General features: G+C 63.1%; 7 protein-coding genes. 6 read left to right on the forward strand and 1 reads right to left on the reverse strand.

Features of this window, described 5'->3' with window-relative positions; translation table 11 throughout:
• Positions 1-86: 86 nt before the first annotated feature.
• The 4 genes from aceE to NCG91_RS17815 all read left to right on the forward strand — a co-directional run bounded on the left by aceE (position 87) and on the right by NCG91_RS17815 (position 8109).
• Positions 87-2783 (forward strand): pyruvate dehydrogenase (acetyl-transferring), homodimeric type, encoded by a 2697-nt coding sequence (aceE, locus tag NCG91_RS17800; protein ID WP_251350656.1) that lies wholly within the window; start codon positions 87-89, stop codon positions 2781-2783.
• Positions 2784-2877: 94 nt separating this feature from the next.
• Positions 2878-4539: a dihydrolipoyllysine-residue acetyltransferase gene (gene aceF / locus NCG91_RS17805; protein ID WP_251350657.1), complete on the forward strand. Its 1662-nt coding sequence runs from the start codon at positions 2878-2880 to the stop codon at positions 4537-4539.
• Positions 4540-4549: 10 nt separating this feature from the next.
• Positions 4550-6334 carry a dihydrolipoyl dehydrogenase gene (gene lpdA / locus NCG91_RS17810; RefSeq protein WP_251350658.1) on the forward strand — a complete coding sequence of 595 codons (1785 nt, stop codon included), beginning with the start codon at positions 4550-4552 and terminating at the stop codon, positions 6332-6334.
• A 605-nt stretch (positions 6335-6939) separates the two neighbouring features.
• The gene (locus NCG91_RS17815; RefSeq protein WP_251350659.1) at positions 6940-8109 is read left to right on the forward strand and encodes a hypothetical protein; all 1170 of its coding nucleotides are present in this window, start codon (positions 6940-6942) and stop codon (positions 8107-8109) included.
• Between the two features lie 23 nt (positions 8110-8132).
• On the opposite strand, the gene NCG91_RS17820 is transcribed toward NCG91_RS17815, so the two are convergent.
• Positions 8133-8852: a TetR/AcrR family transcriptional regulator gene (locus NCG91_RS17820; RefSeq protein WP_251350660.1), complete on the reverse strand. Its 720-nt coding sequence runs from the start codon at positions 8850-8852 to the stop codon at positions 8133-8135.
• 144 nt (positions 8853-8996) lie between these two features.
• Between NCG91_RS17820 and NCG91_RS17825 the strand changes: the two genes are divergently transcribed.
• Positions 8997-10190 (forward strand): HlyD family secretion protein, encoded by a 1194-nt coding sequence (locus tag NCG91_RS17825; RefSeq protein ID WP_251350661.1) that lies wholly within the window; start codon positions 8997-8999, stop codon positions 10188-10190.
• A 6-nt stretch (positions 10191-10196) separates the two neighbouring features.
• Entirely contained in the window at positions 10197-11795 is a 1599-nt protein-coding gene (locus NCG91_RS17830; RefSeq protein ID WP_077408028.1) for a DHA2 family efflux MFS transporter permease subunit, read from the forward strand.
• Positions 11796-11808: the final 13 nt, after the last annotated feature.

An 11808-nucleotide genomic window follows, 5' to 3' on the forward strand; every position in this document is an offset into this window, starting at 1 on the left:
CGACTTAATAGTAAATAATCAGCGAAATACCGTCCGACAGCGATCCGGAAAATCGGGGTGGGGCGTTCACAAAGGAGACTCAACAGATGTCAGCTCAACTGAACCAGGTAACGACACAGATCGGCACCGACCCGGATATGCAGGAAACCAAGGAGTGGCTGGACGCGCTCGAAGCCGTGCTGGAAAATGAAGGTCCGGAACGCGCGCATTACCTGATGGAGCGCATGGTTGACCTGGCTCGCCGCCGCGGCGCCCAGATCCCGTTCTCCAGCACCACCGCCTACGTCAATACCATCCCGACCAAACAAGAAGCACACTGTCCCGGCAACCTGGAATACGAAGAGCGCCTGCGCTCGTGGATGCGCTGGAACGCCATGGCCATGGTGGTCAAGGCCAACCGCGCCGACGGCGACCTGGGCGGCCACTTGTCCTCGTTCGCGTCGCTGGCGAACATGCTGGGCATCGGCTTCAACCATTTCTGGCATGCGCCAACGGCCGACCACGGCGGCGACCTGCTGTACATCCAGGGCCACTCCTCGCCCGGCGTCTACGCGCGCGCCTTCCTCGAAGGACGTTTGACGGAAGAGCAAATGCTGAACTTCCGCAAGGAAGTCGACGGCAAGGGCCTGTCTTCGTACCCGCATCCGAAGCTGATGCCTGACTTCTGGCAGTTCCCGACCGTGTCGATGGGCCTGGGCCCGCACATGGCGATCTACCAGGCGCGCTTCCTGAAATACCTGCACGCACGCGGCATCGCGAAAACCGACAACCGTAAAATTTGGGCCTTCTGCGGCGATGGCGAGATGGACGAGCCGGAGTCCTTGGGCGCGATCGGCCTGGCCGCACGCGACATGCTCGACAACCTGGTCATCGTGGTCAACTGCAACCTGCAGCGCCTGGACGGCCCTGTGCGCGGCAACACCAAGATCATCCAGGAACTGGAAGGCGAATTCCGCGGCGCCGGCTGGAACGTCGTCAAGGTCATCTGGGGTCCGGGCTGGGACGCCCTGCTGGCACAGGACAAGGAAGGCATCCTGCAGCGCGTGATGATGGAAACCGTCGACGGCGAATACCAGAACTACAAAGCGAAAGACGGCGCCTACGTGCGCAAGCACTTCTTCGGCAAGCATCCGAAGCTGCTGGAAATGGTTGCCAACATGACGGACGACGACATCTGGCGCCTGACCCGTGGCGGCCACGATCCGCACAAGATTTACGCGGCATTCAAGATCGCCCAGGAACACAAGGGCCAGCCGACCGTCCTGCTGGTGAAAACCATCAAGGGCTACGGCATGGGCAAGTCCGGCGAAGCGCGCAACACGGCGCACCAGACGAAAAAACTGGACGACGAAGCCATCCGCGAAATGCGCGACCGCTTCTCGCTGCCTATTCCTGACGACAAGCTGGCCGACATCCCATTCTTCAAGCCAGCCGACGACGCGCCGGAAATGGTCTACCTGCACGAGCGCCGCAAGGCCCTGGGCGGCTACCTGCCGCAGCGCCGCCAGAAGTCGGAAGAAACCCTGCCCGTGCCTGGCCTGGACGCGTTCAAGAACGTGCTGGAAGCGACTCCTGAAGGCCGTGAAATCTCGACCACGCAAGCGTTCGTGCGCGTCATCTCGACCCTGCTGAAAGACCCGAACCTGGGGCAGCGCGTCGTGCCTATCCTGGTCGATGAATCGCGTACCTTCGGCATGGAAGGCCTGTTCCGCCAGATCGGCATCTACAACCCGAAAGGTCAGTTGTACGAGCCGGTCGACAAAGACCAGGTCATGTACTACCGCGAAGACAAGGCTGGCCAGATCCTGCAAGAGGGCATCAACGAAGCGGGCGGCATGAGCTCGTGGATCGCTGCGGCGACGTCGTATTCGACCAACGACCGCATCATGATCCCGTTCTACACCTTCTACTCGATGTTCGGCTTCCAGCGCATCGGCGACCAGGTATGGGCTTCGGCCGACATGCGCGCCCGCGGCTTCCTGATGGGCGGCACGGCTGGCCGTACGACCCTGAACGGCGAAGGCTTGCAGCACGAAGATGGCCACAGCCATATCTTCGCCGCGACCATCCCGACCTGCATGCCGTACGACCCGACCTTCAGCCATGAAGTCGCCGTCATCATCCAGGACGGCCTGCGCCGCATGATCGCCAACCAGGAAGATGTGTTCTACTACATCACGATCATGAACGAGAACTACGCCCAGCCAGGCATCAAGCCAGGCCAGGAAGAAGGCATCCTGAAAGGCATGTACAAGCTGCAGGAAGGCCCGGCCGACGCCAAGCTGCGCGTACAGCTGATCGGTTGCGGCACCATCCTGCGCGAATCGATCTTCGCCGCCGAATTGCTTGCCAACGACTGGGGCGTGGCTGCGGATGTGTGGTCTGCGCCGTCGCTGACCCTGGTGGCCCGTGATGGCCAGGATGCGGAACGCTGGAACATGGTCAACCCGTCGAAAGAGCAGCGCGTGCCTTACGTGACGTCGCTGATGCAGGACACGGACGGCCCGATCGTCGCCACGACCGACTACATGCGCGCGTTTGCAGAACAGATCCGCGCCTTCATGCCGAAGGGCCGCACTTATAAAGTGCTGGGCACCGATGGCTTTGGCCGCTCGGACAGCCGCGCCAAGCTGCGCGAGTTCTTCGAAGTGAACCGTTATTATGTCACCGTGGCTGCGCTCAAATCGCTGGCTGACGAAGGCAAGATCGACGTGTCGGTGGTGGAGCAGGCGATCGCCAAGTACGGCATCGACGCGAACAAACCGAATCCGGTGACCCAGTAATCGTTGTGCGGACCCGATGATGCCAGGGCGGTGCGAAAGTGCCGCCCTGGCGTGTGTGCGGGTCCATCTGACAAATAAAATAACGGAGCAAGCTATGAGCATTGTGGAAGTCAAAGTCCCGGATATCGGCGATTTCAAGGAAGTCGAGATCATTGAACTGATGGTCAAGCCAGGCGATACGGTCAAGGTCGACCAATCCCTGATCACGGTCGAATCGGACAAGGCCAGCATGGAAATTCCATCGAGCCACGCCGGTGTCGTCAAGGAATTGAAAGTCAACGTGGGCGACAAGATCGCCGAAGGCTCGCTGGTCCTGCTGCTGGAAGTGGCGGACGACGCCTCGGTCCCGGTATCGGCGCCAGCGCCTGCCGCTGCCGTCCCTGCACCGGCTGCTGAAGCTGCACCAGCCGCCGCGCCAGCGCCAGCGCCTGCTGCTTCCGGCGCGCCGGCCCTGGTCGAGGTGACCGTGCCCGATATCGGCGACTTCAAGGAAGTCGAAGTCATCGAACTGATGGTCAAGGTGGGCGACAGCATCAAGGTCGACCAGTCGCTGCTGACGGTCGAATCGGACAAGGCCAGCATGGAAATTCCATCGAGTCACGCCGGTATCGTCAAGGAATTGAAAGTCAAGGTCGGCGACAAGGTGGCCAAGGGTTCGCTGGTGCTGGTCGTGGAAACGACCGCTGGCGCCGCTCCTGCCGCTGCCGCCCCGGCCGCAGCGCCGGCGCAAGCTGCCGCCGCACCTGCCGCCGCCGTCGCTTCGGCGCCGGTCGCTGCTGCTGCCCCGGCGCCAGTTGCCGCCGCCCCTGCCGTGAATGGCAAGCTGGCGCACGCGTCGCCTTCGATCCGCAAGTTTGCGCGCGAACTGGGCGTGGACCTGGCCCGTGTGGGCGGTTCCGGTCCGAAGGGCCGCATCACCCAGGAAGACGTGCAGAATTTCGTCAAGGGCGTGATGTCGGGCGCCGTCGCTGCGCCGAACGCACCGGTCGCCAAGGCCGGTTCGGGCGTGGGCCTGGACCTGCTGCCTTGGCCGTCGCTGGACTTCAGCAAGTTCGGCACGACCGAATTGCTGCCGCTGTCGCGCATCAAGAAAATCTCGGGTCCGAACCTGCACCGCAACTGGGTCATGATCCCGCACGTCACGCAGTTCGACGAAGCGGACGTGACGGACCTGGAAGCGTTCCGCGTCGACACCAACGCCGCCAACGCGAAGAACAAGGATGCGGCCAAGCTGACCATGCTGGCCTTCGTCATCAAGGCCTCCGTCGCCGCGCTGAAGAAATTCCCCGCGTTTAACGCTTCGCTGGATGCCAAGGGCGAAAACCTGATCCTCAAGCAGTACTACAACATCGGCTTCGCGGCCGACACGCCGAATGGCCTGGTGGTGCCCGTGATCAAGGGCGCGGACCAGAAGTCGGTCTCGCAAATCGCCCGCGAAATGACGGAACTGTCGCTGCAGGCGCGCGAAGGCAAGCTGAAACCGGCCGACATGCAGGGCGCCAGCTTCACGATTTCGTCCCTGGGCGGCATCGGCGGCACGCACTTCACGCCGATCGTCAATGCGCCGGAAGTGGCCATTCTGGGTCTGTCGAAAGCCTCGATCAAGCCGGTATGGGATGGCAAGGCCTTCCAGCCGCGCCTGATGATGGGCACCTCGCTGTCCTACGACCACCGCGTGGTCGATGGCGCGATGGGCGCGCGATTCTCCGTGTACCTCGGCGAAGTCCTGGCCGACATGCGCAAAATTCTGCTGTAAGGAGCGATTGATGAGCACAGTAGAGGTAAAAGTACCGAATATCGGCGACTTCAAGGAAGTCGAAGTCATCGAACTGATGGTCAAGGTCGGCGACACCATCAAGGTGGACCAGTCCCTGATCACGGTCGAATCGGACAAGGCCAGCATGGAGATTCCATCGACCCACGCGGGCGTCGTCAAGGAAGTCAAGGTCAAGGTCGGCGACAAGATCGCCGAAGGCAGCGCGCTGCTGGTGGTGGAAGCATCTGAAGGCGCTGCCGCGGCCGCTCCTGCGGCGGCTCCTGCACCTGCGGCAGCTGCTCCGGCGGCTGCCCCAGCGGCAGCACCGGCACCTGTCGCCGCCATCCCGGCCGGCAATTACAGCGGCCAGGTCGACATCGATGTCGACATGATGGTGCTGGGCGGCGGTCCTGGCGGCTATTCGGCGGCGTTCCGCGCGGCTGACCTGGGCATGTCGACGGTCATCGTCGAACGCTACGCCACCCTGGGCGGCGTGTGCCTGAACGTGGGCTGCATCCCGTCGAAGGCGCTGCTGCACGTCGCTTCCGTCATCGATGAAACGGCGCACATGTCGAACACGGGCGTGACGTTTGCCAAGCCGACCATTGATATCGATCAGGTACGCAAGTACAAGGAAGGCGTAATCTCGAACATGACGGGCGGTCTGGCCGGCATGGCCAAGGCGCGCAAGACGCAAGTCGTCACCGGCGTGGGCCAGTTCCTCTCCGCGAACCACATCGAGGTGACGGCAGGCGACGGCTCGAAAAAAGTCGTGCAGTTCAAGCAAGCGATCATCGCCGCCGGTTCGTCCGTGGTGAAACTGCCTTTCGTGCCGGAAGATCCACGCATCGTCGATTCGACGGGCGCGCTGGAATTGCGCCAGATCCCGAAACGCATGCTGGTCATCGGCGGCGGCATCATCGGCCTGGAAATGGCGACCGTCTATTCCACCTTCGGCGCGCGCATCGACGTGGTCGAAATGATGGATGGCCTGATGCAGGGCGCGGATCGCGACGCCGTCAAGGTGTGGCAGAAGTTCAACGAGAAGCGCTTCGACAACATCATGACCAAAACCAAGACGGTCGCGGTGGAAGCGTTGCCGGAAGGCATCAAGGTCACGTTTGAAGCGGCTGAAGCGGGCGCCACGGCGCCGGCGCCGCAGATCTACGACCTGGTGCTCGTCGCCGTGGGCCGCAGCCCGAACGGCAAGAAGCTGGCAGCCGACAAGGCTGGCGTGCAAGTGACGGACCGCGGTTTCATCAACGTCGACAGCCAGATGCGCACCAACGTGCCGAACATCTTCGCCATCGGCGACCTGGTGGGCCAGCCGATGCTGGCGCACAAGGCCGTGCATGAAGCCCATGTGGCCGCGGAAGCGGCTTCCGGCCAGAAGTCGCACTTCGACGTCAAGGTGATCCCATCGGTCGCCTACACGGATCCGGAAGTGGCATGGGCCGGCATCACGGAAGACGAAGCGAAAGCCAAGGGCATCAAGGTCGAGAAGGGCCACTTCCCGTGGGCAGCTTCCGGCCGCGCCGTGGCCAACGGCCGCGCCGAAGGCTTCACCAAGCTGCTGTTCGACGCGGAAACGCACCGCATCATCGGCGGCACCATCGTCGGCACGCATGCGGGCGACATGATCGGCGAGATCGCGCTGGCCATCGAAATGGGCTGCGACGGCACCGACATCGGCAAGACCATCCATCCTCACCCGACCCTGGGCGAGTCGATCGGCATGGCCGCCGAAGTGTACGAAGGCGTGTGCACGGACTTGCCGCCGCCGCGCAAGCGCTGATGTTTTAAGCGCACGTTGCAACATGAAAAACCCGCAAGCGATTGCGGGTTTTTTATTGGAGCGGGCTACCACCCGCATCCGCCCCTGAGTGAATCGATCTGCAGGTTGGCAAAAACCGCCGAAGTGTGCGAAGGCGTATGCACGGACTTGCCGCCGCCGCACAAGCGCTGATGTTGTAGCCGTACCTTGTTACACGAAAAACCCGCAAGCGATTGCGGGTTTTTTTATATCCCTTGATCCTGGCAGCGTAAATCGCAGATGGGGCGTGGCGGATACGCCCCATGTGAAAATTGGTGAGTATTGCCGTATGGAAAAAGTGGCAGAATGGAGGTCTGTCACCATGTTCTTCTTTTTGCTGCAATGGAAGCGTGTGATTTTTCCAGGAATGTTGCCAGCGTGGGGTTCGGTCAAGTTCCGCTGTACCGATGAGAGCCTGCCCCGGTGGATGAATGCATCCCCTGCTGGCGCCCCTCGGAAGCGGGGACTGCGGTGACCGTCGTCGCGTGGCTCGCCCCGCGTGCTCCTCACGCCTTGTCCGCGCTCCTGATGAACTGCCAGCAGAAGACGCTCCCTACTGGGATAGGCCCCAAGAAAGTTTTGCAACAATGAAAAAATTTACCGCCCTCCATATTGCCGATGTCCGTTTGCGCCGGGCCGATGAGCAAGAGCAAGCCGTGATGCTGCATGCCTTGTACCAGGATGTGGCCGCTATCCTGGCGGCGGGCAAGAGGATCGATGCGATTTTCTTCACGGGCCAGCTGGTGGCGCCCGACGCCTGTGCCGGCACGACGCCCGTGTATGTCTACGAATACTTCCTGCGCCCCTTGCTGCAGGCGGCCAGCTTGCCCGGCGCGCGGTTCTACCTGGTGCCGGGCAGCCGCGCGCAGGGTGTCGCGGCTGCGGCGCTGGGCAATGCCGGCTTCAGCTTTTTCTCCGCCGATGAGCACGCCAGTGCCGAGCAGCGCGCGCACTACAAGAATATCCACGCCGTGTTCCATGGCCACCAGCATACGGGCGATGCCAGTTCGCTGATGAAGTCGCTGGGCATCTTGTTCAAAAGCAATCCCGGCAGCCTGTACGGTGCGCATGGCCAGATGGCGGCGTTTGCCGTACTCGAGTTCGGCACGGACGCGGCCGATGACGGCAAGGCAGGCACGCAGTGGACGGTGTCCCTGCGCGAGTTCGATGACGTGAGCAAGAACTTCGCCCTGTCGGTGCTGTACACGCCGAATGGGCAGGAAACGGGGCAGGTGGATGCCGAGTATGTGTTTGCCACCTTGCTGCCGCAGCTGGCGGGCGAGCGCGCCTATCTCGATGGCTTGCTGGGCATGGCGGGCGCGCCGCGGCGCGTGGACGCCGGCGTGGCGGCCGATGCGCGCGAATTCCTGATGGAGCTGGCGTTCGTGATGTTCGAAGCGAAGACCGTCTTTCTCAGCGCGGCGGAGCTGGAGCGCTTTGCCGGCGACTATTGTGGCGTGAAGGGCTGGAACATGGCGGCCGGGGACTGGCTGGCGCCGTTGTATGCGCATGGCTTGCTGCTGCGGGCCGATGGCCAGGTGGCGTTTTCCTTCGATTACTTCCGCACGTATTTCCTGGCGCAGCGCTTTGAGACATCGTTCGACCTGATGCGCTATGGCCCCGAGCGCTATGATGGAAGTGAGTCTTCACTCAGTCTCGATGGCGCGTCGGCGGCCCAGCCTTTCCTGCGCGCGCTGGGCTTGAACGATGAACACGCCGACGCGGCGGCGATGGAAGACTGCAGCCGCCCTGGCTGACCTGGCCGGCCAGCCGTCCCGCGTCAGTCCGCCAGCGGCTGGCGCAGGGTGCCGCGCAGGAACAGGTCGAGACTGACCGCCACCTTGGCGCGCAATTGCGCCACGTCCGGTTGCGCCTGCGGCGGGAACAGCAGGCGCGACATCTGGTCGCCCAGCAGGCAATTGAGCAGGTGCAGCGCCAGCATGGACGGCGTCAACTCGGCGCGGAACAGGGGCGCGATGTCGGGCCGGCTGAAAAACTTGACCAGCATCTCGCGCGTCTGTCCCGGCCCCACCTTGTAAAACGTTTCCGCCAGTTCCGGGTGCGTGGCCGCCTCGGCCACCACCATGCGATTCAGGCGGATCGCCGCCGGCATGGTGACGAGCTGCACGAACAGCAGGCCGAACTCGCCCAGGATGGTGGGCAGGGGCCGCATATCCGTTTCCAGCGCCGGCATGGTCGAGAAGTAGGCGGCGCGGCGCAGTTCCACCACGGCATTGAACAAGCCCGACTTGCCGCCAAACTTCACATAGATCGTGCGCACGGCCACGTGGGCTTCGCGGGCGATCATTTCCAGGCTGACCTTTCCATACCCCTTTTCCAGAAACAGGCAACCGGCCGTGTGCAGCAGGTTTTCCATGCGCGCTTCCATGTCGGCCGCGCGCGGGCGGCCGGCTGGCTTGCCGCAGCAGGAAAGCTCCTGGGCAGCGTCGTCGGATTCTTTATCGGTTGGCAAGGTATCGCTGAGGCCGGGATCGGGCATGGTCTGGGTCTCTTTATAAGTGGGAAGGTAAGTGATGGCTCACACTGTAGTGCAAATTAAAATGAAATGCAATCGTTTCATTTCTTGACTTTGGCTTTTCTTTGCCCAATAATGAACCTACATCATTTCATTTCCGGAGCGAGTATGTCCAACCAGCCAGGCCAAGCAGAGCACAAGGTGCTGAGCGCCGTCCCACCCGCGGCTCCGGCCGCATCTTCCGCGCCTGCCGCTTCCGCCAGCTCCGCAGCACCGAATAACCGCGTGAAAATCATTGCCGGCCTGATCGTCCTGGTCGCCCTGGGCGCCGGCGCGCGCATGTGGTACCGCAGCCACTACTTCGTGGAAACGGAAAACGCCTATGTGGCCGGCCACGTGCATCCCGTCTCGGCGCGTATTTCCGGCGTCGTCACCAAGGTCTTCATCGACGACAATCAAATCGTGAAAGAGGGCGACGTGATCGCCGAACTCGACCCGTTCGACCAGCGCGTGAAAACCGAGCAGATCGCCGCGCAGATCGCCAGCGCCGAACAGCAGGTGCTGCAGGCGGACGCGCAAATCGCCCAGGTGCAGGCGCAAGCCAGCGGCGCCCAGGCGCAAGTGGCGCAAGCCGACGCGCAGCTGCTGCGCGCGAAACAGGATGCGGAGCGTTATGGCCAGCTGTACACGAGCCAGATGAAAGCCGTCTCGAAAGCGGAACTCGACGCGGCCAATGCGGCCCGCTCGAGCGCCGTGGCCGACCTGGCCGCCCGCCGCGACAGCGCTTCGGCCGCCAAGGCGCAGATCGGCGCCGCCCAGGCCGCGCGCGACGTGGCCAAGGCACAAGTGGCCGTGCTGCGCGTGCAATTGAAGGACGCGGAACAGCAGCTGCAATACAACCGCATCCTGGCGCCTGTCGCCGGCCGCATCGGCAAGCGCAACGTGGAAACGGGCATGCGCGTGCAGCCTGGCCAGCAATTGACGGCCATCGTGCAAGACAACGTCTGGGTCACCGCCAACTTCAAGGAAACGCAGCTGGCCGACCTGCACCGCGGCCAGAGCGTGCACGTGACGATCGACGCCATGCCGGGCAAGAAACTGGTGGGTACCGTGGACAGCTTCGCCCCTGCCTCGGGCGCGCAGTTCGCCCTGCTGCCGGCCGATAACGCCACCGGCAACTTCACCAAGATCGTCCAGCGCGTGCCGGTGAAAATCGTCTTCCAGCCGGAAGACATCAAGGCCATGAATGGCCGCCTGGTGCCGGGCATGTCGGTGATCGCCGAAGTGGAAGTGAACCAGCCCGTGTCGGAAAAGGATGCGCGCCACGCCGCCGCTCCTGCCGCCCAGACCGCCACCCGCTAAGCTTCCATGAGCAGCTCCTCCACCACGCTGGCGAAGCCGCCAGCGTTTCCCGTGATCGACGAGAAAGTCTCCGGGCGCACCTGGCTGGCGGTCGCCGCCGGCATGCTGGGCGCCTTCATGGCGGTGCTCGACATCCAGATCACGAACTCCTCGCTCAAGGATATCCTTGGCTCGCTGTCGGCCACCCAGGAAGAGGGCTCGTGGATTTCCACGGCCTACCTGGTCGCCGAAATTATCGTCATTCCCCTCACCGCGCTGCTGGCGCGCGTGTTCGGACTGCGTACCTACATGATCGGCACCACCGCCTTCTTCCTGCTGTTCTCCACCCTGTGCGGGGCGGCCTGGAACCTGGAAAGCATGATCGTCTTCCGCATGCTGCAAGGGTTTACGGGCGGCGCGCTGATACCGATGGCGTTCACCCTGGTGATGCTCAAGCTGCCGGCGTCGAAGCGCGCCGTCGGCATGGCCATCTTCGGCCTGACGGCCACCCTGGCGCCGGCCATGGGCCCGACCCTGGGCGGGTATCTCTCCGAGCTGTATGGCTGGCCTTCGATCTTCTACATCAACTGGGTACCGGGTGTGCTGCTGATCGCCGGCATGATCTATGGCCTGGACAAGGAGCCGATGCAACTGAAGCTGTTCTGGAAAGCCGACTGGCTGGGCATCTTCTTCATGGCCCTGGGCCTGGGCTGCCTGACCATCTTCCTGGAAGAGGGCAATTCGAAGGACTGGTTCGACTCGGGCTTCATCATCGCCTTCGCCGCGCTGGCCCTGACGGGCATCCTGGGCTGGGTCGTCACCAGCGCCACGCGCGCCGAACCGTTCGTCAACCTGGCCCTGTACGGCCAGCGCAATTTTCTCGTCGCCACCGTGCTGTCGGCCGTGACGGGCATGGGCCTGTATGGTTCGGCCTTTTTGCTGCCCCTGTTCCTGGGCCAGATCGCCGGCTATTCGCCGATGCAGATCGGTGAAGTCATCATGTGGGTGGGCTTGCCGCAGCTGTTCATCATGCCGTTTGTCGCCAAGCTGTCGTCGAAGGTGGACAACCGCATCCTGTGCTCGTTCGGCCTGCTGCTGTTCGGCGGTTCGTGCATGATGAATGCCTACATGGACGCTTCCACCGGCTACGACCAGTTGCTGTGGTCGCAGGTGGTGCGCGCGCTGGGCCAGCCCTTCGTCATGCTGACCCTGTCGAACTTCGCCATGAAGGGTATCGCGCCGAAGGACATGGCGTCCGCTTCGAGCCTGTTCAACATGACGCGCAACCTGGGCGGCTCGATCGGCATCGCCCTGCTGGCCACCGCCCTGAGCACCCGCGAGCACTTTCACTCGCAGCGCCTGGGTGAAGCGATCAACGCGTATTCCAGCGCCACGCAGCTGCGCATCGACCAGTTGACGTCCTCGTTCATGGCCAAGGGCTATGACGCCGTCACGGCCGGCAACCAGGCCTTGCAGGCGATCGACGGCATCGTGCGCCGCGAAGCGTATGTGATGGCTTACAACGACGGCTTCTTCCTCGTCGGCGCCATCCTGCTGGCCTGTATCGTGCCCCTGTGGCTGGCCGACAAACTCAAAGCCCCCGGTGGCGGTGGCGGCGGTCATTGACCGCGCACAGGCC

Source organism: Janthinobacterium kumbetense, assembly GCF_023703445.1.
Taxonomy (GTDB): Bacteria; Pseudomonadota; Gammaproteobacteria; order Burkholderiales; family Burkholderiaceae_D; genus Janthinobacterium; species Janthinobacterium kumbetense.

Excerpts from the sequence above, each read along its gene's own strand:
- aceE (WP_251350656.1), top strand. The coding sequence starts at position 87 with ATGTCAGCTCAACTGAACCAGGTAACGACACAGATCGGCACCGACCCG.
- aceF (WP_251350657.1), top strand. The coding sequence starts at position 2,878 with ATGAGCATTGTGGAAGTCAAAGTCCCGGATATCGGCGATTTCAAGGAA.
- lpdA (WP_251350658.1), top strand. The coding sequence starts at position 4,550 with ATGAGCACAGTAGAGGTAAAAGTACCGAATATCGGCGACTTCAAGGAA.
- NCG91_RS17815 (WP_251350659.1), top strand. The coding sequence starts at position 6,940 with ATGAAAAAATTTACCGCCCTCCATATTGCCGATGTCCGTTTGCGCCGG.
- NCG91_RS17820 (WP_251350660.1), bottom strand. The coding sequence starts at position 8,852 with ATGCCCGATCCCGGCCTCAGCGATACCTTGCCAACCGATAAAGAATCC.
- NCG91_RS17825 (WP_251350661.1), top strand. The coding sequence starts at position 8,997 with ATGTCCAACCAGCCAGGCCAAGCAGAGCACAAGGTGCTGAGCGCCGTC.
- NCG91_RS17830 (WP_077408028.1), top strand. The coding sequence starts at position 10,197 with ATGAGCAGCTCCTCCACCACGCTGGCGAAGCCGCCAGCGTTTCCCGTG.